Origin of the sequence: Paraburkholderia phytofirmans PsJN (assembly GCF_000020125.1) — a bacterium.
In the GTDB taxonomy this organism is placed as follows: Bacteria; Pseudomonadota; Gammaproteobacteria; order Burkholderiales; family Burkholderiaceae; genus Paraburkholderia; species Paraburkholderia phytofirmans.
Genome location: NC_010681.1, coordinates 2,184,743 through 2,205,463, shown reverse-complemented (window position 1 = coordinate 2,205,463; position 20,721 = coordinate 2,184,743). Strand labels below are relative to the sequence as shown.

The following is a 20,721-nucleotide window of genomic DNA, read 5'->3' as shown; positions in this document are numbered from 1 at the left end:
CCATTACGGACGGCGCGGCGCGGGGCCTGACGACGGCTCAGACTGCGGTTACGACGATCAACGCGTCAGCTGTTTCAGGTAGAACAAGGTCTGCACGCTCGGCAACACCTGCTGCAACACACGGTTGAAGGTGGTCGACGCGGCGGTGCCCACATACACGACATCCAGCGGCTGCAACTGGAACTGCGAGGACAGCATGATGGCGTCCGGCTGCGTCATGTCGAGGCGGTACACGTCCGGCGTGGTCGGGTGATCCTTCATGCCGCGCATCACGAAGATCTGGCGCGGATTGGCGTCGGTGTCGAGAATGCCGCCGCCTTGCGTGAGCGCATCGGCGATCGTCATGCGGCCTTTGATGATCGGCAGCTGGATCGGTGTCTTCACTTCACCCATCACGAACACACGGCTATCGGTGCGGTCCGGCACGTTGATTACGTCGCCGTTTTGCAGCATCACGTTTTGCGTGGTGTCGCCGCGATCGAGCATGCGGTCGGCGTCGAGCACGTAGAGTTTGTTGTTGCGCGTGAGACGCACGCGCTGAATATCGGCGTCGGCATTCGTGCCGCCCGAGCGCGTGATCGCGTCGACCAGCGTGAGCGGCACGTCGCTCATCGCGAGCGGGCCCGGCGTCTTCACTTCGCCGGTCACCTGCACCTTCTGGCCGCGATACGAGAGCACGCGCACGTCGACTTGCGGATTGCGGATATAGCGCACGAGGCCGGTGCTCAACTGATCGCGCACCTCGCCGACAGTCTTGCCGGCGGCCTTGATGCGGCCGACAAACGGGAAAAAGATCGTGCCGTCGGCAGCGATGGTCTGGCCGTACGGATCGGCCTGGCCCGGCAGCGCGGCCGTGTACGGCTGCTGCAAGGCGCCGCCGATCGACTGCGTGGTGTTGCCGCCCGCCGACAGCGTGCTGCCCTGCGGCGTGGTCAATTCAGGGTGATCCCACACGGTGATGCCGAGAATGTCCTGCGGCGCGAGGCGGTACACGTACTGCGACGGGTCGCTCAGGTTCGAGGGCGGCAGCACCTGCGTCTTCGCGGCGGCGGCTTGCGCCTGCGCGGTCACGACGGCGGCATCGATCACATGGACCGGATAGGTTTCGGCGGCCTGGCTGTCGTGCCGGCCGTCGTCTTTCAGACGGGACGTATCGAGGTAATTGCCAGGTGCGGTGGCGCAGGCCGACAGAAAGGACGTCAGCAAAAGCGTGGCGGCGAGCTTCGAACTGAGATTCGTGGACTTGCCGTTCGCGAATGAGTGTGCAGCGAGTTTTTTCATCAGCATATTTTCTTCAGCCATCCCATGACCAGATGTTCGATGAGCACGAGACTCTCCCTATAAGCGGTTTCCGCACCACCGTGCGGATCGGCGACGTCAGAATCCGCTTCCCACTTGCCGAGCGGATAGACCTTGCCGCGTGAAGCCGGATCGAGCGCTTCGACGTCGCTCACCTGCGCTCGCTCGGTGACCAGCACGAGATCGGCGTTGCGCACGAGTTGCCGGTCGAGCCGCCGCGAGTAGTGGATGCCGGGGGCCACGCCCTGCTCGGCGAGCAGGCGTTGCATGACCGGGTCCATGGCGTGGCCGTTCATCGCCCGCAAGCCCGCCGAATGAAACGCGATCGGCGCCGCCTGCGAACGCGGCGCCGCGCGTTGCCGGGCCTTGAACAGCATTTCGGCAGCGGGCGAACGGCAGACGTTTGCATGGCAGACGATCAGAACGTTGGCGAACATGGCGGGCTCCGTGATGAAGGCTTAGCGGTACGTTAGCGACGGATCAGCGGCCGGCTTCGGCCGCGTCTGCCGTTTGCACTTGCTCGTGCGGCAAGGCACTCGTGCCGACCTTGGCCGGCGCGATGCGCAGCGCGTGCTGCCGGCCGATCGCGTGATACTCGATACCGAGTTCGAGCAGCGCGTCCGGTTCGTACAGGTTGCGGCCGTCGAAAATCAGCGGCGTCTTCAGAATGCGTTTGAGCGAATCGAAGTCCGGGCTCTTGAACACCTTCCACTCGGTGAGGATCACCAGCGCGTCGGCGCCGACAGCCGCGTCCATCTCTTCCTTCACGAACTCGAGGCGCGCGAGTTGCTGCGGCACGTCTTTCAGATCCAGCGCGAACACGCGCTTCGATTCGTCGATCGCGACCGGGTCGTACGCTTTCACGCGCGCGCCGCGGCGCAGCAGTTCGGCGATCAGCGGACGGCTCGGCGCTTCGCGCATGTCGTCGGTGTTCGGCTTGAACGCGAGGCCCCACACGCCGAAGGTGCGGTCCGACAGGTCTTCGCCCAGACGCGAGACGATCTTGTGCGCGAGCACTTTCTTCTGCGTGTCGTTGACGGCTTCGACCGCTTCGAGAATGCGCAAATTCGCCTTGAAATCAGCGGCTGTGCGGATCAGCGCCTGCACGTCTTTCGGAAAACACGAGCCGCCGTAGCCGCAACCGGCGTACAGGAAGTCGTAGCCGATACGCGGATCGGAGCCGATGCCGCGGCGTACGGCCTCGATATCGGCGCCGACGCGATCAGCCAGATTCGCGAGTTCGTTCATGTACGAAATGCGCGTGGCGAGCATGGCGTTGGCCGCGTACTTGGTGAATTCGGCCGAGCGCACGTCCATGTACAGTGTGCGTTCGCGATTGCGGTTGAACGGCGCGTACAGGCGCTTCATCAGGTCGCGCGCTCTTTCGCCGGGCACGTCCTCATCGCAACCAAGCACGATGCGATCGGGGCGCGTGAAGTCTTCCACCGCCGCGCCTTCTTTCAGGAACTCGGGATTCGACACCACCGAGAACATATGCGCGGCGTTGCGATCGGCGAGTTCGGCGGCGATCACTTCGCGCACGCGCGAGGCGGTGCCGACCGGCACCGTCGATTTGTCGACGATCACCTTGAAGCCCGTCATATGGCGGCCGATATTGCGCGCGGCGGCGAGCACGTATTGCAGGTCGGCGGAACCGTCTTCGTCGGACGGCGTGCCGACCGCGATGAACTGGATATCGCCGTGCGCGACGGCGGCTTCGACGTCGGTCGAGAACTTCAGGCGGCCGGCCTTGCGATTGCGCGCGATGATTTCCTGCAGACCCGGTTCATGGATCGGCACGCCGCCGTTGTTGAGCACGTCGATCTTGCGCTGATCGACGTCGAGACAGAACACATCGTGGCCGATGTCGGCCAGACAAGCGCCCGTCACGAGGCCTACGTAGCCACTACCGATGATCGTCAGGTTCATGTATTACACCTCGGAAAATGGAAACCAGAAAAATAGTCACATGACGCGTGACCGAAGCCCGCAAGAAAACGCCGGGCCGCCCCAAGTTTTCTTGCACCCCCTCGGGGGCTGGCGCGAAGCGACAGGTGGGGGCCGTCAATAGGCGTTGCTGCCCACGAAGCCTTTCCACAGCGTCAGCACGACGATCTTGATGTCGAGCCAGAAGGTCCAGTGCTGCATGTAGTACAGATCGAGCTTGACACGGCCCATCATCTTTTCGATGCGGTCGGTTTCGCCGCGATAGCCGTTGATCTGCGCCCACCCGGTGATGCCCGGCTTGATCCGGTAGCGGTGCATGTAGCCCTTCACCAGATCCTTGTAGATGTCGTCGTGTTCGAGCGCGTGCGGACGCGGACCGACCACCGACATCTCGCCGCGCAGCACGTTGATGAACTGCGGCAGTTCGTCGAGACTGGTGCGCCGCAGGAACGCGCCGACCGCCGTGATGCGCGGATCGCGCCGTGTGGCCTGGGTGATCTTGCCGTGCTCTTCCTTGTGCATCTTCATCGAGCGGAACTTGTAGATCTCGAACTGATGGCCGTCGATGCCCTTGCGCTTTTGCCGGAAAAATACGGGTCCCGGCGAGTTGATCTTCACCGCGGCGGCGATCACCAGCATCACCGGCGCGAGCGCGGTCAACGCGGCGAGCGCGAACAGACGGTCGAACACACGCTTGGGCAGCACGCGCAGATCGGTGATCGGCGAGGCGGCCAGGTTGATCGCCGGCACGCCGAGCAGATCGACCATCGGCTGATTGAACAGCGTCAGGCTGCGCACGTCCGGAATGAAGCGGATGTTCACGAAGTCGTTGCGCAGATCCATCACGAAGCGATGGATCGCTTTTTCCTTCGAGATCGGCAGCGCCAGCCACAGTTCGCGGATCGCGCGCTGGCGCACGAGCTGCAGCATGCGCTGATAGTCGCGCTCGACCGGCACGCCTTCGATCACCTCGCCCGCGTCCGGGTCTTCATAGTGATTGATCGTGCTGTCTTCGTCGAACACCACGACCGGCGAGAAGCCCGCGTCAGGACGGCTGCGCATCTGCTGGATCAGAAAGCGCCCATACGGCGCGCCGCCGACGATCGCCACCGCGCGCTGATTGAAGCCTTCGCGGCGCAGTCCGCGCAGAATCGAATAGACGATCACCTTGGTGACGATCAGCAGCACGATGGTGGCCACGGCCCAATAGACGAGCCACAGCCGCGACAGGCTGTCCGAGCGGTGCAGGCTGAAACTGATCAGCACGCCGGTGACTTCCACCAGCAGCCAGCCGCCCGCCACGCGGCACAGCAGGTCGTAGAGCGGCTTGCCGCGCCACGACTGATAGATCCCGAGCGCCGGGAAAAACACCACCACCAGCAGGCAATCGAACGCGAGCGAGACGCTTTGCATATCGTCCAGCCACACGACTTTCCCGCTGTGCACGGCCGCCGCAATGGCGGCGCCGAGCGCGACCATGGCGATGTCGATGATTCTCGATAGAACGCTCAGCATGCGCTGCCCCTCAGTTCGTCAGTCAAGTGCCATCCGTTGGTTGGTTGAAATGCAGTACGGCGACGGGACGCGCAACGCCGGTAATCGCGTCATGCAATTCCATGCGCGACGCGTAACTGTTTGAACCGGTGCTAATTGCCCTTCTGTTTCCCACTCGAAAAAAACTGCCTGAACAGCCGATTGGGAAATCTGTGTCGGAATGAGTGAATACCCTTGTTCAGGTATAGATAAAGCGATATTAAAATTCCCACTGCAAGACCGCAAAATATCTCAAATTGTATCGGTCAATGTTTCGGCATTTTTTCTGAATTTTGTTCGGCAATTGTTACCGAATTTGGCGTTTTAGCGGCGTCTTTCAAGCCTTGATGTCAGCCGGTCTCGTACTTTCAGAGCGTTTTCCTACGTAGCTTACGCGCCGTCTTCCTCTATCATTCTGACGCATGGACAGCGATAAAAAAATGGTCCGTGATTTTTTTCGGGTAATTTTTCTTTTTAAAAAATTATCCGGACATTTTTTCTTCACGAAATTGAGAATTTGATTAGGCGTTTTATATAGTTTCTATTTAACGCGCTTTTATTGATTCCTGAGTTCGTGATAAAACTCGACGCATTCACCCAGCCTCGAGGAGTCCATCATGACAGCTCCGGTTACGGCAACGCCCGCCGACACCCGGTCCACGCAAGTCAAGTCCCTGAACGTCAAGCTCAAGGTTCATCCCGTGATTCTGGCGGGCGGTTCCGGCACGCGGTTGTGGCCGATGTCGCGCGAACAGCATCCGAAACAGTTGATCGGCCTGCTAGGCGACGATTCGCTGCTGCAATCCACCACGCGCCGTCTCGAGGGACTCGAGGCCGGCTATCCGCTCACCGAGCAACTCGTCGTGGTGGCCAATGAAGAACAGCGCTTCACCACTGCCGAGCAATTGCGCACGAGCGGCAAGCCGACCCGGCTGATTCTCGAACCCGCCGGCCGCGATACGGCGCCGGCACTTACGGTGGCCGCCCTCTCGGTCGCCGCGCAGGACGAAGACGGCATCATGGTCGTGATGCCCGCCGATCACGCGGTCACCGACATCGACGGATTTCACGCGGCCGTGGCCGCCGGCGTGCAGCACGCGGCGGCCGGCCATATCGTGACCATGGGCATTGTGCCGACGCGCGCGGAAACCGGCTACGGCTACATTCGCATCGGCGCGGCGCTTGGCACGACTAATCACACGCAAGAGGCCGACGCGGAAGTGACCGGCAAGGTCGGCGCGCACAAGCTCGATCGCTTCGTCGAGAAGCCGCATCTGGAACTCGCGCAGCGTTACATCGACTCGAAGGAGTACTGGTGGAATAGCGGCATCTTCATCATGCGCGCGTCGACCTGGCTGAAGGCAATCCGCCATTTCCAGCCCGCCATATACGAAGCCTGCGATGCGGCCTTCGCGGGCGGCAAGGCGGACGGCGACTTCTTCCGTCTGCAACGCGACGCGTTCAGCGCCTCGCCGTCGAATTCGATCGACTATGCGGTGATGGAACAGCTCGGCAACGATCAAAGCGCGGCCTCGGGCGTGGTCGTGCCGTTGCAGGCAGGCTGGTCCGACGTGGGTTCGTGGGACGCGATCTGGGATATCTCGGACAAGGACGCCGATCAGAACGTGGGACGCGGACGCGTGATGTTCGAAGGCGCGGCCTCGACCTTCGCCCATTCGGAAGGACGCCTGATTGCCTGCGTGGGTACGCAGGATCTCGTAGTGGTGGAAACGGCCGACGCCATTCTGGTCGCCGACAAGTCGCGCGTGCAGGACGTCAAGAAGATCGTGGGCCGGATTCGCAACGACGGCGGGCTGGAAGCGGCCAACCATCGCAAGGTTCATCGTCCGTGGGGCAACTACGATTCCGTCGACACCGGCGAGCGCTTCCAGGTCAAACGGATCGTGGTGAAACCGGGTGCGCGGCTCTCGCTGCAAATGCATCATCACCGCGCCGAACATTGGATCGTCGTGCGCGGCACGGCGCTCGTCACGCGTGGTGAAGAGCGCTTTATCGTCTCCGAAAACGAATCGGCTTATATTCCGCTGGGTGTCACCCACCGCCTCGAAAACCCGGGCAAGATGCCGCTCGAAATGATCGAGGTCCAGTCCGGTTCGTATCTCGGCGAAGACGATATCGTGCGCTTCGACGATACCTACGGACGCCAGTAACGCGCGTGGACGAGGGGCGTCGGTGAACGGCGTCCTTCAGATAACACCAGTGAATCGCAGCGAATGCCACAACGAATGAAGCGGGAACCTGCGGCGGTTGCTCCTACCGGCCGCGGGGAACTGCCGTGCTAGCCGCCGCGCTCACCCCGCGTGGGAGATGAGTTCTGTGTACGACGGATAACGATCTGATGCACTACTGCTTTCGGTCGCTGCGGCCGGTTCGCCGGGATAGCGGCGCAACGGACCACGGAACGCGTTGAGCGGTCCATGCAACGGTGCGCCATGATTGGCAGCGACCGGCTCAGGCACATGGCGCAAGGCAGGCAACGGACGTGCTGCGACGGGCGCCGGATTCGCTGAGACGTGAGCCGGTGCTTGAGCCGCAGCCGAGGCTTGCTCTGCCGCCGCCAGCGTGAGGCATTCGCGCTCGATCCATTGCCGCGCCCAGTCGAGCGCGTATTGCTCCGCCGCTTCGGCTTGCGCAAAGCGCGGGCCGACGAGACCGGAACGCTCGACGCGTTTGCCATCCTTCATGATTTCCGCCCACGCCCGATACATGGCGTTCGGCACCTGCTCGGCCGCGACGTAGATCACGTAGCCGCGCCGGTCGGCGATTTCCGTGCCGCGTGGCGCGAGGCTCATCGACAGCGGGCTGCGCCGATCGTCGGGCGCGGATGTTCCGCGCGCCGACGCGATGGCGGAGTTCAAACCATGCATGGCGGCACCGACCGCGCGCGCTTCGTCCGGACGCGGCAGGCCGGCTCGCACGACGTGCCGTGCGGGCGCTGCGGCGGGTGCGGCGGGTGCACGAGACACCGGCGGCACATGCGTGACGCCGGACAACTGACGCGTGATGTCGGCAATCGGATCAGCCGAGCGCCAGCTGCCTTGGCTGCTCGACGCGCTGCCAGGCGCTTGCCATGACTCGGGGCTTCTCCAGGAGACGCCACGCAGATGCTCGTCGCGCACGCTGGGAGTTTCCGCTACCGGTGCCGCAGGTTTGGCCGCGACGGGCGGCGCCGGTTGGGGGACGTACGCAAAGGTGCGCCCGGTTTGCGATAACAGCCGAACCATCTCGAGCAGCGTGCCGTTCAATTGCCACTCTTCAAAACGGCGCCGGCAAGTCGGACCCGACGGATAACGCCCCGGCAGTTTCGACCAGGGTTCACCGGTTGTCAGGATCCACAGGACGGCATTCGCCACGATGCGCGGTTCGGCGCGTGGCCGGCCGCGTCGGTTTAGACGGACGGCCGGCTCATCTGAAACAAGCGCTGCCAGCAGCGCCCATTCGTCATTGCTTAGCTCATCGAAAAACATTGGGTTTTCTCCACGCAGCCTGGCCAGGCCGCGGCTTTGGACTGCCACGGATTCAACTTTCACGACCCGTGTGCAGGCCTCGGTTGCACAAATATGTTTTGTACGTTTTGTTGTCTGGTCAATACCGCCCCGACTTAGTGCGGTTCGTCCCTATTGCGAAGCACAAAACGTGGTCTCACTCGTGCATGGGAGAATTTGTGCACGAAGCATACCATCCCCAGGGTTTGCGTGAATATGAATGAGACAAGTGTTACGGATGGAAACAATCTTGTCCTTTTTGCTGCGTCATTGCTCGCAATGCCGTCATAAAAGTCGCGTCGCTTCCGGTAGAAATACGGCGCTATTGCATCGCACAACATGCAGGCATCACGGTGAATAACGTTTATGAATCCGTTGTCCGTCCCGCAGGAGATTTCAATGCATTTCGGTTCGACTCTTGCCGATCGACCAAAGAGCCGGAAGCAGCGTTGATCAATTCATGTGCAACGCATCAACGCGTAGGAAATTGCGAGGTGTGAGCGGCGCAGCGCCACCGATTGAACCATCGATTTTGTCACTCGCGCCTCTGCCGATCTAACCGATAGACCAAGGCGTTCAACGCACCGGTTTCGCCGCGCCCTCGCCCACCACCGTCGTCCATTCACGCACGCGCCAGCGTGTCACGAGGCCGGCGAGGACGTATGGATCGGCCTTGGCAAAGGCTTCGGCGGCAGCGGCAGAGTCGCCTTGAAAGAGCAGTACGGCCGTGTCCGTGGGCTCGGCCAGCGCGCCGGCCAGCAACAACTCGCCGCGCTCGGTGGCCGCCCACGCCAGTTTCAGATGCGCATCGCGATACGCTGCGCGCCGTTCGAGATAGTCGGACACCAGGTCGTACATCAACAGATAGTGCATAACGAGCCTCCCCGGCCGGTGTTGAGAGCGACTAGCCGCGCAATCGGCGACGTGCATTCTGGTCAATATTACCCATATGTTGGGTAGCGGAATTTCCTGCCTAATTACAATTCAATTGCATGTGCAGCAATGCGAAAAGCATGCTTGAATCTTTAACTGATCTCATGGAATTGTTTAGTGCTAATTTCTTTGAATTCGTCTCATGAATTTAATCTGGAATGCATAACATAATTCCATAATCGCGCCATTCGCATTTCACACTCCAATCCGCCCTTAGTCCCCGTCGCGTAAGGGAAAACCAGCGTCGGCGCCTGTCAACCGGATTGCGGTTTTAGCCGTTCTGGCAGACAGCATTTGCCATAATGGGCATGCCGAGGGTCCTGGATACCGTTGACGCCCGCGCGCATGAACGACCAAAAACGTTTTCACCACCGATGGAGTGTCACATGAAAATCCAATCCGCTATTGCTACGCTGGTTCTGGGTGCTGTCCTCGTTTCTTCGCCGGTGTTCGCACAGAACAGCCAGCAAACCAAAATGGCCGACTGTAACAAGCAGGCCGGCGACAAGAAGGGCGACGAGCGCAAAGCGTTCATGAAGACCTGCCTGTCCGCGAAACCGGCCGCCGCTGCGCCGATGAGCCAGCAGGACAAGATGAAGGCGTGCAACACGCAAGCCACCGGCAAGAAGGGTGATGACCGCAAGGCGTTCATGAAGAGCTGCCTGTCGTCCGCACCGGCTAATTAAACACGACGAATCGGCGTCGCGCGACAAGCGCGGCGCCTGCGCGCGTTCGACTCGAACACTGCGGTGCTGCTGTCCTGCGCTCGCTCTGCGCATGCGCGCCCCTTCCTGCGCAGCCCATCCGCCCGAACCCGCCATTTTTCTTCTATGATGGCTGCGGAGACGGCCCACCCCCATACAACATTAGACGGGCCGCCATCTTGTCGTTGGTGCTGCAGAGCATCCATCGGAGGCAAGGATGGTATCGAAGCATAAAAACCGCTGGTTGAGGCGGTGGCTGGTCGTCATCATTTTCTGGGCGGTGCCCGTGGCGATCGTGGCGGTAAGCGAGATCCGGGAGGAAATGGCGTACAACGCCGTCGACCTCGACCGTGCGCTGACCAGCTGGAATTTCACCGACGCGCAACGCGCCGCCGGTGCCCCTGCGCGCTGCCATGGCAAGCCCGACGAAGCGCAAGCCGCGGGCTGTCCGGCCGATGTGCTGGCCGCCAACGCGCCGCGTCAGCAGGACGCCCGCAATGAATACAGCGTGCGCCGCTCCACTCTGATGGCTTATTTGTGGCACGCGTTTGTCGGCTACTGGATCGTGCCGGCCGTGGCGCTGTTTCTGATCGGCGTACTGATCGGCATGGTGCGCCGCGTGCTGCGCCGCCCGCCCGCGGTGAAGAGTCCGGCGAACCACGGTTGAGCGCGCGCCCGGATCGAGACGGCCACATCTTGAGCTGATCGAAGGGCCGATTAACGTGCCGAATTCCGGGCCAATCTGCGGCGTCACCGCAACACTTTCAAAACGATTTCAAGGTTGATCCGGGCAGCGGCAAATCGGTAAAAATGAATGCTTGAATCGCTCGCCGTCTTGTTCCCATTGGCTTGGGCGAAACCCGGCGCGATTCGCCCGAAGCCATTCAAACGCGCGCTTTGCGCAGCCTCAAGGTGTACCCCGGGGTGTTCCCCGGCGCCGGTCAAAATTACGGCACCGTGCCTTACGATTTGCCCGAAACCCCCGCTGCACAAGGCTTTTCGCCTGACGAGGAAGTGCGCCTTTTGTGCTTGCGTGTGATATAACTCAAAGGCAACCTGGCTAATCAGATGAGGTTGCGCCCCGGAACCATGACGGAGAAAAACGATGCAAAGACGAAACTTCATGCTGAAGACTACCGCTGCGCTCGCTTTCGGAGGCCTTGCACTTGCCGGTTGCACGACCAATAAGAGCAACCCCGATACCCCCGCCACCGACTCGGCCAAACGCCAGTCGATCGACGCTAGCGTCGACGGCACCATGTCGCGGCTCTTTACGACCGTGAAGGGTTCGCGTGAGCTGGTCTCGAAGGCGCGCGGCGTCCTCGTGTTCCCATCGGTGCTGCAGGTGGGCTTCGTCGTCGGCGGACAGTATGGCGAAGGTTCGCTGCGCGTAGGCGGCGGCACGGTCGGTTACTACAGCACGATTTCCGGTTCGTTCGGCCTGCAGGCGGGTGCGCAGTCGAAGGCGATCATCTTCCTGTTCATGACGCAGGACGCACTGGACAAATTCCGCAATACCGACGGCTGGTCGGCGGGCGGCGACGCGTCCGTCGCGCTGATCAAGATGGGCGCCAACGGCGTGATCGACACCACCACGGCCACCGCTCCGGTCGAAGTGATCGTGCTCACGAACGCCGGTTTGATGGCCGACGTATCGCTGCAAGGCACCAAGGTTTCGCGCCTGAAGATCTAACCAGGCGCACTGCCGATGGCCGGTCTGCGAGGTGTGCGTCCGATCCGCCGGGTTCCGTAAGCAGCGGTGGCCGGATCAGACGCAATTCTGCGCAGCCTGCCTTTGCAAGGTCAGCAACGTGGCATGCGCCGCGTCGGTGAGCTTTTGTGGGCCGCAATCGCGGGCGCGGTCCAGCACCGCCGCCCGCCGCCCGTCGCCCGTTCAGCAGCCCAAATCGTCCCGAGTGGTACGCCAGCAAAAAGCGGCAATGCGCATCGCGCATCGCCGCTCTTTTTTTACTCTGCCGCTCGAGTCGAATCGCTTCGGCTCAGCTTCCCGACGTATCGATCACCTTGAAGCGCGAACGCTTCTGCGCGCGAATCACCATCTGATACGCATCCACATACTGCTGCGCCATGCGATGCGACGTGAAGCGCTCTTCGAAACGTTGCCGCACGCCCGCGCGCGGCATCTTGTGCAGGCGATTGACCGCCGCCACCGCGCCGATTTCGTCTTCGACGATAAAACCCGTCACGCCGTCTTCCAGCACTTCCGGCACCGAGCCGCGGTTGAACGCGATCACCGGCGTGCCACATGCCATCGCTTCGATCATGACGAGCCCGAACGGCTCCGGCCAGTCGATTGGAAATAGCAGCGCGTGCGCGCCGGACAGGAATTCGGCCTTCTGGTGATCTGCGATCTCGCCGATGAACTCCACGTGGGGCAAATCCAGCAACGGCCGAATGTCACGCTCGAAGTACTCGCGATCGGCGGCATCCACTTTGGCGGCGATGCGAATCTGCATGCCGCAGCGGCCCGCAATCCGGATCGCGGTATCAACACGTTTTTCCGGCGAAATCCGGCCGAGAAACGCGAGGTACTTCTGTTCGACGGGCTGCGGCGTGTAAAGCTGCTCCGGCAAGCCGTGATAGACGGTGGTCAGCCACTTGGCCTGCGGCAGCGGATGCCGCTGCGAATTCGAAATCGAAATCACCGGCGCGGTGTTGAACGTGTCAAATACCGGCTGCTGCTCGGGCAAATCGAGCCGCCCGTGCATGGTCGTGACGAACGGCGTGTCCTGGCGCTTGAACACCGAGAACGAGTAGTAGTCGAGGTGAAAATGCAGAACGTCGAAATTCTCGGCCTGGCGGCGCACCAGTTCCATCAGCAGCATATGGGGCGCCACGCGGTCGCGAATGCCCGGATCGAGACGCAGCGCGCGCGGCCAGACGGCTTCGAGCTTGGCGCTCGTAACGGAGTCGCCGCTCGCGAACAGCGTCACGTCGTGGCCGAGATCGACCAGCGCTTCGGTGATGTACGACACGACGCGCTCCGTGCCGCCGTATAGCTTTGGCGGCACCGATTCGGTCAATGGGGCGATCTGCGCAATCTTCATATTTTGTCTCCGTGAGCTGACGGCTTGCGCCGCGAGGCGGTGCGCGTCAGCGGCGCTGAGTATGACAGCGCCAATACCTCCGATCAATGCAACGGCCCGAGCCGGCCGCATGCACCACCGGCATCGAAGCATTATTCACTACAGGACGACAAAAAGCCCTTGGTCTTGCATTTCCTCGGCGCTGTTACATTCAGCTTACATACGGCCCGGCGCGTGAACGGCGGCTCATGCTCATCGCGAAGGCCATTTCCACGGCGGCAGATCGCGATCGTCGGCATCGGTCATGCGGGTCGCGCCGAACTGCTTCTCCAGCACGATCGACTGGCTCGCCTCTTCGCGCTCGAGCGCCGCGATCAGACGCGCGGCGTGCGACACCACCAGCACCTGCGAATGCGCCGCAGCTTGCGCGATCAGGCGCGCGAGCGCCGGCAGCAGATCCGGATGCAGACTCGTCTCCGGCTCGTTCAGCACCAGCAAGCCGGGCGGACGCGGCGTCAGCAAGGCGGCGACCAGCAGCAGATAGCGCAAGGTGCCGTCCGACAACTCCGCGCCTTTCAGCGGACGCAGCAGGCCGTGCTGCTGCATCGTCACTTCGAAGCGGCCGTCCTGGGTCGCGACGTCGAGGCGCGAACCTGGAAAGGCGTCGTCGATGGCGGCATCGAGCGCGGCCGGATCGCCGATCTCGCGGATGGTTTGCAGCGCCGCGGCGAGATCCGCGCCGTCGTTCGCGAGCACGGGCGTGTGCGTGCCGATCTGCGGCAGACGCGCGGGCGCGTCGGCGTCGGTGCAGAAATGGTCGTAGAAGCGCCAGGAGCGGATCTGCTCGCGCACCGTGATCATCTCGGGCGCGGTGCGTGGGTCAGAGAACTCCGTCATCATGCTGTCGAAGCTGGCGACGGGTTGCGGAATGGTTTGCCAGTCGCCGCGCTCGTCGCGCGTGCGCAGCGCCGGGCCGTGGCGATCGACCAGCAAGGCCGACGGCCGCAGCACGGGGCCGCTCCAGATGCATTCGCGCTTGATGGTCGGATCGAGCGGAAAGCGCGTGGCGTGATTCACGAGCGGCAAACCGAGATCGATCGCGTAGCCGAATTGAGCGCCGGAAAAACCGAGCCGCAGGCTGACCGGCTCTTTGCGGCGCAGCGGTTCCACCGCGAACTCGCCCGCCAGCACGGCCCGCGAAAAGCGCTCAGGGCCGGCCCATAGCGTCGACGGCAATCCGCCCTCGCGCGCGAGCGAGGTAATCAACCCGCCGCGCGCCGTTTCGGCCAGGAGGCGCAGCGAGCGATACACGCTCGATTTGCCGCTGCCGTTCGGACCTGTGATCACGTTCAGCCTGCCGAGCGGCACGATCAACTCGCGCACCGAGCGATAGCCGGCAATGGCCAAAGTGGTCAGCATGCGCGGGCCTGACATTCGAGCGCGCATGCGCGCGCGTTCCGCAACTCTGCCGCGCGTCTACACACGCTCACGCCGCCGCCCCCGAAGTCGGACAGGTACTGGTCGACACGCCCCATCACTTATGCCCGCCGCCCTTGCCCGGTTTCTGCGCCGGCACGCTGCGCAAATCGCGCAGGAAGGTATCGCGCCACACACCGAGATCGTTTTCGCGCAGCGCCGCCATGTTGATCTCGTGACGCCGCTGGCGCGCGTCGAGCGGCATTTGCAGCGCGCGCTGCAACGCTTCGCACATGCCGATCGCATCGTGTGGATTGACCAGCAGCGCGCCGGTCAGCTCCGCCGCCGCGCCCGCGAAAATCGACAGCACCAGCACGCCAGGGTCCTCGGGGTTCTGCGCGGCGACATATTCTTTCGCGACCAGATTCATGCCGTCGTGCAACGGCGTGACGAAACCGATCTGCGATTCGCGAAACAGCGACATCAGCTTCCAGCGGTCGTACTGCTGGTTCAGATAACGGATCGGCGTGTAGTCGAGCCCCGAGTAGCGGCCGTTGATGCGCCCTGCTTCGTACTCCAGATCCTGGCGAATTTTCTGATAGGTAGCGACGTCCGAGCGGGTCGGCGGCGCGATCTGCACCAGCGTGACGTTGCCGCGCCATTCCGGCGAGCGCTCCAGCAGATGTTCGAACGCGCGGAACCGTTCGACGAGACCCTTCGAGTAATCGAGCCGGTCGACGCTCATGATCAGCTTGCGCCCTTCCAGGCTCTGCTTCAGGTCGAGCACGTGCTGACGGCTTTCGTAGCGCTTTGCCTGCTCGGCGATTTCGTCGGGGAACACGCCGATCCGGTAGACGCCCGTACGCAGCTTGCGGCCGAATGCTTCGACCACGCCGTCCGCGCCCACCGTGCCGCGCGCGTGGCGCGTAACGTAGTCCTTGAAGGCGAGTTCGTCGGTGGCGGTCTGGAAGCCCAGCAGGTCGTAGCACGACAGCGACTTCACCAGCTCTTCATGCGGCGGAATGTTGAGCAGGATCTGCGGCGCGGGAAACGGAATGTGCAGGAAGAAGCCGATGCGGTTCGTGATGCCCTCGTTGCGCAGCGCCTCGGCGAACGGGATCAGATGGTAGTCGTGAATCCAGATCACGTCGTCGGGTTCGAGCAGCTTGATCAGCTTGTGCGCGAGCCATGCGTTGACGCGCCGGTAGCCCGCGTATTCCTCGCGCTCGTAGCGTGCGAGGTCGTTGCGGTAGTGGAACACCGGCCACAGCGTCGCGTTCGAAAAGCCGCGATAGTACTGGTCGTAATCCTTGCGCGTCAGACCGACGGTCGCAAAGGTCACCGCGCCGTCCTGCTCCAGCGTCGGGCCTGCGTTGGCGACGGTCTCGCTGACCACGTCGCCGCTCCAGCCGAACCACACGCCCCCGGCATCCTTCAGCGCGCCGAATACGCCGACCGCGAGGCCGCCGGCTGAGCCCTTGGTTTCCGTCGGCGTTGCGACGCGATTCGACACGACGATCAGTCGGCCCATATTGCATGTCCTCCATGGTTCGCGCGGCGCGCCCGGTGCTTTCGCAGATGTTCGAAGTGTCTCGCGCCTGGTTGCGCGGCGAGAACCCAAACCGCTCGAAGCACGCGATGCCGCGCCGGATTCGTGAGTGAGTGGACGGTTCGACCGTTTTGGTGCCCGATCAGTTGCATTTATCAACGCCGGGACCTTAAAGTATGCCGCTTTCAGCCGTCAAACTTTTTCCTTCGCCTGCCCCGGCACGCCTACCGCCGGCTGCCGTCCGGCGCGTGTCGCCACCGGATCGGCCTCAGTGTGCGCGGCGGTGCTGCCGGCCGGCGTCTGCGTGCTGCGCGGCACCCAGTCGAGCGGCTCGCCCTTACCGGTTTCCAGTTCCGCCGACACTTCCGCACGCGCCCGCGGCAAGTACTGCGGATAGTGCTGCTGAATGAAGTCGAGCAGACCTTCGCGCACGCGGCAACGCAAATCCCAGTTCAGGCCTGAGTCGAGCGAACTGACGAGCGCGCGCAATTGCATGGAGCGCTCGGTGCCGTCCGTGACCTGCAGCACCTGCACGCGCCGGTCCCACTCGGGCGCGTCCTCGACGATGCGCGCGAGTTCCTCCCGCAACGGCGCGAGCGGCATTCGGTAGTCGACGTAGAGAAACACCGTGCCGATGATCTGCGAACTGCTGCGAGTCCAGTTGGAAAACGGGTTTTCGATGAACCATTGCAGCGGCACGATCAGCCGCCGCTGATCCCACAGACGCACCGACACATACGTGCCGGTGATTTCCTCGATACGCCCCCACTCGCCCTGGATCACGACGACGTCGTCGAGACGGATCGGTTGCGACAGCGCGATCTGCAAGCCGGCGATCAGATTGCCGAGCACCGGCCGCGCCGCGATACCCGCGACCAACCCCGCCACGCCCGCCGACGCCAGCAGGCTCGCACCGATCTGCCGGACGCTCGGAAATGTCATCAACGCGCCGCCCACGCCGACGATCACGATCACGAACATCACCGAACGGGCCAGCACGCGCGCCTGCGTATGAATGCGGCGCGCCTGCAGGTTATCGGCGGTGTCGAGCGGATGGGCCTGAATGATCGCTTCGCCGATCGCCGCCGCCGAGCGCACCGAGAGCCACGTAATTCCGCCGATCAGCGTGATCGCCGCAGCGTCGCGCAGCGGCGTGATGAAGGTCAGCGTGTCCGGCGCTTCCCACCAGACCGCCTCCAGCGCGAGGATCACGAGCACGAACAGCGACGGCTTGTCGATATAGCGCAACACGACGCTCGTCAGCGGGTAAGGCCGCGCGAGCCGCGTCACGATGCGCGCGCCGATCTGATGGATGCCCACGGCCAGCATCATCGCGATGACCGAGACGATCAATGCGCCGGGCCACGTATGCAGCGGCGCTTCGGCCATGCGGCTGAGGTCGTCGAGAGTTGGCATGAAAGGGCTTTTCCTCCTCGGCTTGGGTGGGAGCAGAACCCGCGCGGAACGGGTGCGGAACCGGCGAGCCTCGAACGTGGCCGCGGTGTTGCATGACACGGCGCGCCGGACGGCGGCGCTGACGAAGCATCCGCCGTTGCAGCGGGCGTAAGCCGCGTGACTGCGCGCCGTCGCGGACCGCCTACAGACATCTTAGGTCGTTCGTCAGCGCGATCCTGGAAAGGTCCCAGGGCCGGCCGCTTCTGCAAACGGATGGCCATGGGTTGTACCGGTTTCAGGCGGACTTCGAAGCAGCCCGAAGCGGGGTTCCGGTCGCTGAAATCCCAAACACGGGCCGCAGGCTGAAATGCCAGACGCGCCCGCCGCAGGGCGCGCGGGACATCAGCCGTGATTCAATTCAAATTCAACTACCGCTCTTGCAGGGGAATGCTTTGCCGAGTCCCAGCGAGATCGCCGTGCTGGCGTTGTAGCCCGCAACGTTCGGATTCTCGGCAATATACTTGCGCACCGCGTCGGTCAATTGCGCCGAGCGCGCGTCCTGCGGCAAGCAGAAGTACTGGCCGACGCGCGGACCGGTCGTGCCGCCGATCGCGTCGATGGTATTGAAGATGCCGTCAGCGGCGCCTTCGATATAAGCGGCGCACGCGCTACGCGACGCCACGTCCGTCTTGGTGCACAGCTTGTTGAGGTCGCCTCCCGTAAACGCGGCTGCCGATAGCGGTACGGCAAGCGCGCTGGCGAAAATCAAAGCCCGCAGCATGGTGTTCCTTTCCAGGGTCGTTTATCAGGCGGTCTGTCGCCGCGTCCGAACGGCACGCCCAGGCGGCGCGCCAAAGTTGTCATTCTGCACTGTTTTGCGAACCGCAAGCGTGCGCGGCCCCGCTATCTTCAGGCACTTTTTACTGCGATGCCGGGCGGCGGCCGTTGCGCCGGTATTTTTGCGCTTTGGCGGAAATACGGTAGTGCTTTGCGGGCGGGCACATGCGCTCGGCTAGCGGGTTGTCTGTAGCGACGCCCGAGGGCCGACAGGCAGGGCTGGTCCGCGCACGAAGCGCTAGCAAGCAGCGCGCAGAAATTCTGGCCCGCGGCCGGCACGCCTCCGCCCTTCAACCCGCCAACTCACTCCGCCACTCGTATCACTTCGGTTGCATCTGTTGCAGGCGCGCGGTCAGCCCTTCGACCACGTCCGGCTCCTTGTAGGTCTTGGCAAAATCGAGCGCCGTCATGCCGATCTGGTTCTTCACCGTCAGATCCGCCCCGTTGTCGAGCAGCAGCTTTACCGTCGATACGTGGCCGCCGCGCGCGGCCATCATCAGCGGCGTGGTGCCGTTCGGCGATCCTGCGTCGACGTAGGCCGAATGGTCGAGCAGCACCTTCACGATATCGTCATGCCCGTTCGCGGCCGCGTAGTGCAGCGGCGCCCAGCCCTTCTTGTTGACCTCGGCGTCTTTCGCGATCAGCAGATTGACGAAGTCAAGGTCGCCGTTCAGCGCGGCCATCATCATCGCGTTCTCGCCGGCTTTGTCCTGAATCTCGATGTTGGTCTTCGGATTGGCGACCAGCGCGGCGCCGACCTTGTCCGATTTCTCGCGCGCGGCCAGCACCAGCAGCGGAATGCCCTGGTTGTCCACGCTATTCGGGTCCATGCCCTTGGCGAGCAGCTTGTTGACGCCGTCGACGTCGTCGAACTTGACCGACTTGATCAGCGAATCGATCGGCGCAGCCTGAGCCGGCGACACCATCAACGAAGTCAGCGCGGCACAAGCCAGCGCGGCCGCGAACGCGACGCGCGCGGCGCCACGCCGTGCCGAAGCCAGCGCGCCACGCGCGGTGAAAGTGTCTTGTTTCTCAGCAAACGACATCGAAATTTCTCTCATATTTAACTTTAGGAAACGTCCCTATCCTTTTGATAATTATCGGCTTTACGTCTCACACGCCGGCCGGCGCGGGGATCTTGAAAAGCCGGAAGAAGTTCTGCGTGGTTGCGGCGGCCAGCGCCGTTTCCGGCATCTCGCGTTGCTGCGCGATGAACCGTCCGACATAACTCACGTACGCAGGTTCATTCGGCTTGCCGCGATATGGCACCGGCGCGAGGTACGGCGAGTCGGTTTCGATCAGCAAACGCTCGAGCGGCACGCGGCGCGCGACGTCCTGCACGTCGGTGGCGCTCTTGAACGTGACGATGCCCGACAGCGAGATATAGAAATTCTGCGCGAGCGCCTGTTCGGCGACAGCCCACGGCTCCGTGAAGCAATGCATTACGCCGCCCGGCTCGCCCGCGCGCTCCTCGGCCATGATGCGCAGCGTATCTTCCGAAGACGAGCGCGTATGAATGATCAGCGGCTTGCCCGTGGCATGCGCCGCGCGAATATGCGTGCGAAAACGTTCGCGCTGCCATTCCATGTCGGCGATCGTGCGGCCTTCCAGGCGGTAGTAGTCGAGTCCCGTCTCGCCGATCGCGACCACCTTCGGATGCGCGGCCAGTTCGACCAGTTCGGCGACGCTCGGCTCGCGCATGTCCTCGTGATCCGGATGCACGCCGACCGACGCGTACACGTTCTCGTACCGGTTGGCGATATCCAGCACCGACGGCAGCGTTTCCAGATCGACGGACACGCACAGCGCGTGCGTGACCGAATGGCTGCGCATATTCTCGAGCACCTGCGGCAGGCGGTCGGCGAGTCCTTCGAAGTTGATATGGCAGTGCGAGTCGACAAACATGGTGATGTCCTGCGTAGGAAGTGCTCGAAGTGAATCAGGCGGCGGCTGCTGCGGAGTCCAGGCGTTTGCCGAGAATCACCAGATCGCGCTCCACGCCGTCCAGCACGGCCACGCGCGGCAACGAGCCCCACGTGTCGAAACCGAAGCCGCGGAACAGGCGCAAGCTCGCCTCATTGTGGCCGAAGATAAAGCCGAGCACGGAGTCGATGCCGAGCGCCGGCGCTGCCGCCAGCGAAGCCGCGAGCAATTGCTTGCCAAGGCCGCGGCCGCGCGCGCTTTCGTCGAGATAGATGCTGACTTCGGCGGTGCGCTGATAAGCGGGACGGCCGTAGAAGTCCGAAAAACTCAGCCAAGCGATCACGCGGCCGGGCTGCTCCGTAGCTTCCACCACCCACAGCGGCCGCTTTTGCGGACCATGCGCATGAAACCAGCCCATCCGGCTTTCGACGCTGACCGGATCGAGATCGGCCGTGACTTGCCGCGACGGCACAGTCGAGTTGTAGATGGCGACGATCGCGGGCAGATCGTCGAGCGTGGCATCGCGGTAGGAAAGGCTCATGGTGCGTTGAACGTTAGAGGGAAGGCAGATACGGGAAGAAATACGGACGGGCGCCGGCCGCCTGGTGCGGTAAAGCGCCGCAAAGCGCGCC

Annotated in this window: 19 protein-coding genes; 4 read left to right on the top strand and 15 right to left on the bottom strand. The window is 63.0% G+C overall.

The genetic code is table 11. The annotated features are described in order from the left end of the window. Positions 1-57: 57 nt before the first annotated feature. From BPHYT_RS09725 to BPHYT_RS09710, 4 genes are all read right to left on the bottom strand, one after another. Positions 58-1,287, bottom strand: a complete 1,230-nt coding sequence (locus BPHYT_RS09725) for a polysaccharide biosynthesis/export family protein (protein ID WP_041758415.1) — start codon at positions 1,285-1,287, stop codon at positions 58-60. After that, complete coding sequence (locus BPHYT_RS09720; RefSeq protein WP_012432965.1) at positions 1,281-1,736, bottom strand: arsenate reductase/protein-tyrosine-phosphatase family protein; 456 nt, start codon at positions 1,734-1,736, stop codon at positions 1,281-1,283. The genes BPHYT_RS09725 and BPHYT_RS09720 overlap by 7 nt, the downstream gene beginning before the upstream one ends. A gap of 43 nt (positions 1,737-1,779) precedes the next feature. Then, complete coding sequence (locus BPHYT_RS09715) at positions 1,780-3,228, bottom strand: UDP-glucose dehydrogenase family protein (RefSeq protein WP_012432964.1); 1,449 nt, start codon at positions 3,226-3,228, stop codon at positions 1,780-1,782. 135 nt (positions 3,229-3,363) lie between these two features. Next, on the bottom strand, positions 3,364-4,761 hold the full coding sequence (locus tag BPHYT_RS09710; RefSeq protein WP_012432963.1) for an undecaprenyl-phosphate glucose phosphotransferase: 1,398 nt from the start codon (positions 4,759-4,761) through the stop codon (positions 3,364-3,366). A 635-nt stretch (positions 4,762-5,396) separates the two neighbouring features. Between BPHYT_RS09710 and BPHYT_RS09705 the strand changes: the two genes are divergently transcribed. Further along, on the top strand, positions 5,397-6,950 hold the full coding sequence (locus BPHYT_RS09705) for a mannose-1-phosphate guanylyltransferase/mannose-6-phosphate isomerase (protein ID WP_012432962.1): 1,554 nt from the start codon (positions 5,397-5,399) through the stop codon (positions 6,948-6,950). Positions 6,951-7,091: 141 nt separating this feature from the next. On the opposite strand, the gene BPHYT_RS09700 is transcribed toward BPHYT_RS09705, so the two are convergent. Beyond that, positions 7,092-8,267 (bottom strand): transposase, encoded by a 1,176-nt coding sequence (locus BPHYT_RS09700; protein WP_012432961.1) that lies wholly within the window; start codon positions 8,265-8,267, stop codon positions 7,092-7,094. Between the two features lie 594 nt (positions 8,268-8,861). After that, positions 8,862-9,158, bottom strand: a complete 297-nt coding sequence (locus tag BPHYT_RS09695; protein ID WP_012432960.1) for a YciI-like protein — start codon at positions 9,156-9,158, stop codon at positions 8,862-8,864. 446 nt (positions 9,159-9,604) lie between these two features. On the opposite strand from BPHYT_RS09695, the gene BPHYT_RS09690 reads away from it, so the two are divergent. Then, the gene (locus tag BPHYT_RS09690; RefSeq protein ID WP_012432959.1) at positions 9,605-9,904 is read left to right on the top strand and encodes a PsiF family protein; all 300 of its coding nucleotides are present in this window, start codon (positions 9,605-9,607) and stop codon (positions 9,902-9,904) included. A 235-nt stretch (positions 9,905-10,139) separates the two neighbouring features. Then, on the top strand, positions 10,140-10,589 hold the full coding sequence (locus BPHYT_RS09685) for a membrane protein (RefSeq protein ID WP_012432958.1): 450 nt from the start codon (positions 10,140-10,142) through the stop codon (positions 10,587-10,589). 83 nt (positions 10,590-10,672) lie between these two features. On the opposite strand, the gene BPHYT_RS38140 is transcribed toward BPHYT_RS09685, so the two are convergent. Continuing rightward, complete coding sequence (locus tag BPHYT_RS38140) at positions 10,673-11,047, bottom strand: hypothetical protein (protein WP_148225077.1); 375 nt, start codon at positions 11,045-11,047, stop codon at positions 10,673-10,675. Between BPHYT_RS38140 and BPHYT_RS09675 the strand changes: the two genes are divergently transcribed. Next, entirely contained in the window at positions 11,028-11,615 is a 588-nt protein-coding gene (locus BPHYT_RS09675) for a BPSL1445 family SYLF domain-containing lipoprotein (protein ID WP_012432957.1), read from the top strand. The two genes, BPHYT_RS38140 and BPHYT_RS09675, sit on opposite strands and share 20 nt — an antisense overlap. A gap of 307 nt (positions 11,616-11,922) precedes the next feature. Here BPHYT_RS09675 and BPHYT_RS09670 read toward each other — a convergent pair whose 3' ends face one another. From BPHYT_RS09670 to BPHYT_RS09635, 8 genes are all read right to left on the bottom strand, one after another. After that, complete coding sequence (locus BPHYT_RS09670) at positions 11,923-12,990, bottom strand: glycosyltransferase family 4 protein (protein WP_012432956.1); 1,068 nt, start codon at positions 12,988-12,990, stop codon at positions 11,923-11,925. A gap of 231 nt (positions 12,991-13,221) precedes the next feature. Further along, on the bottom strand, positions 13,222-14,388 hold the full coding sequence (locus tag BPHYT_RS09665; RefSeq protein WP_012432955.1) for an AAA family ATPase: 1,167 nt from the start codon (positions 14,386-14,388) through the stop codon (positions 13,222-13,224). A 115-nt stretch (positions 14,389-14,503) separates the two neighbouring features. Further along, complete coding sequence (otsA, locus tag BPHYT_RS09660) at positions 14,504-15,916, bottom strand: alpha,alpha-trehalose-phosphate synthase (UDP-forming) (protein ID WP_012432954.1); 1,413 nt, start codon at positions 15,914-15,916, stop codon at positions 14,504-14,506. A 210-nt stretch (positions 15,917-16,126) separates the two neighbouring features. Beyond that, on the bottom strand, positions 16,127-17,350 hold the full coding sequence (locus BPHYT_RS09655; protein WP_012432953.1) for a mechanosensitive ion channel family protein: 1,224 nt from the start codon (positions 17,348-17,350) through the stop codon (positions 16,127-16,129). Positions 17,351-17,753: 403 nt separating this feature from the next. Further along, positions 17,754-18,110 (bottom strand): Rap1a/Tai family immunity protein, encoded by a 357-nt coding sequence (locus BPHYT_RS09650; protein ID WP_012432952.1) that lies wholly within the window; start codon positions 18,108-18,110, stop codon positions 17,754-17,756. Positions 18,111-18,486: 376 nt separating this feature from the next. Then, positions 18,487-19,227 (bottom strand): ankyrin repeat domain-containing protein, encoded by a 741-nt coding sequence (locus BPHYT_RS09645; RefSeq protein ID WP_041758411.1) that lies wholly within the window; start codon positions 19,225-19,227, stop codon positions 18,487-18,489. Between the two features lie 52 nt (positions 19,228-19,279). Beyond that, entirely contained in the window at positions 19,280-20,071 is a 792-nt protein-coding gene (locus BPHYT_RS09640; protein WP_012432950.1) for a TatD family hydrolase, read from the bottom strand. A 34-nt stretch (positions 20,072-20,105) separates the two neighbouring features. Further along, positions 20,106-20,630: a GNAT family N-acetyltransferase gene (locus tag BPHYT_RS09635; protein ID WP_012432949.1), complete on the bottom strand. Its 525-nt coding sequence runs from the start codon at positions 20,628-20,630 to the stop codon at positions 20,106-20,108. Positions 20,631-20,721 lie beyond the last annotated feature (91 nt).

Excerpts from the sequence above, each read along its gene's own strand:
- BPHYT_RS09725 (WP_041758415.1), bottom strand. The coding sequence starts at position 1,287 with ATGCTGATGAAAAAACTCGCTGCACACTCATTCGCGAACGGCAAGTCC.
- BPHYT_RS09720 (WP_012432965.1), bottom strand. The coding sequence starts at position 1,736 with ATGTTCGCCAACGTTCTGATCGTCTGCCATGCAAACGTCTGCCGTTCG.
- BPHYT_RS09715 (WP_012432964.1), bottom strand. The coding sequence starts at position 3,228 with ATGAACCTGACGATCATCGGTAGTGGCTACGTAGGCCTCGTGACGGGC.
- BPHYT_RS09710 (WP_012432963.1), bottom strand. The coding sequence starts at position 4,761 with ATGCTGAGCGTTCTATCGAGAATCATCGACATCGCCATGGTCGCGCTC.
- BPHYT_RS09705 (WP_012432962.1), top strand. The coding sequence starts at position 5,397 with ATGACAGCTCCGGTTACGGCAACGCCCGCCGACACCCGGTCCACGCAA.
- BPHYT_RS09700 (WP_012432961.1), bottom strand. The coding sequence starts at position 8,267 with ATGTTTTTCGATGAGCTAAGCAATGACGAATGGGCGCTGCTGGCAGCG.
- BPHYT_RS09695 (WP_012432960.1), bottom strand. The coding sequence starts at position 9,158 with ATGCACTATCTGTTGATGTACGACCTGGTGTCCGACTATCTCGAACGG.
- BPHYT_RS09690 (WP_012432959.1), top strand. The coding sequence starts at position 9,605 with ATGAAAATCCAATCCGCTATTGCTACGCTGGTTCTGGGTGCTGTCCTC.
- BPHYT_RS09685 (WP_012432958.1), top strand. The coding sequence starts at position 10,140 with ATGGTATCGAAGCATAAAAACCGCTGGTTGAGGCGGTGGCTGGTCGTC.
- BPHYT_RS09675 (WP_012432957.1), top strand. The coding sequence starts at position 11,028 with ATGCAAAGACGAAACTTCATGCTGAAGACTACCGCTGCGCTCGCTTTC.
- BPHYT_RS38140 (WP_148225077.1), bottom strand. The coding sequence starts at position 11,047 with ATGAAGTTTCGTCTTTGCATCGTTTTTCTCCGTCATGGTTCCGGGGCG.
- BPHYT_RS09670 (WP_012432956.1), bottom strand. The coding sequence starts at position 12,990 with ATGAAGATTGCGCAGATCGCCCCATTGACCGAATCGGTGCCGCCAAAG.
- BPHYT_RS09665 (WP_012432955.1), bottom strand. The coding sequence starts at position 14,388 with ATGCTGACCACTTTGGCCATTGCCGGCTATCGCTCGGTGCGCGAGTTG.
- otsA (WP_012432954.1), bottom strand. The coding sequence starts at position 15,916 with ATGGGCCGACTGATCGTCGTGTCGAATCGCGTCGCAACGCCGACGGAA.
- BPHYT_RS09655 (WP_012432953.1), bottom strand. The coding sequence starts at position 17,350 with ATGCCAACTCTCGACGACCTCAGCCGCATGGCCGAAGCGCCGCTGCAT.
- BPHYT_RS09650 (WP_012432952.1), bottom strand. The coding sequence starts at position 18,110 with ATGCTGCGGGCTTTGATTTTCGCCAGCGCGCTTGCCGTACCGCTATCG.
- BPHYT_RS09645 (WP_041758411.1), bottom strand. The coding sequence starts at position 19,227 with ATGAGAGAAATTTCGATGTCGTTTGCTGAGAAACAAGACACTTTCACC.
- BPHYT_RS09640 (WP_012432950.1), bottom strand. The coding sequence starts at position 20,071 with ATGTTTGTCGACTCGCACTGCCATATCAACTTCGAAGGACTCGCCGAC.
- BPHYT_RS09635 (WP_012432949.1), bottom strand. The coding sequence starts at position 20,630 with ATGAGCCTTTCCTACCGCGATGCCACGCTCGACGATCTGCCCGCGATC.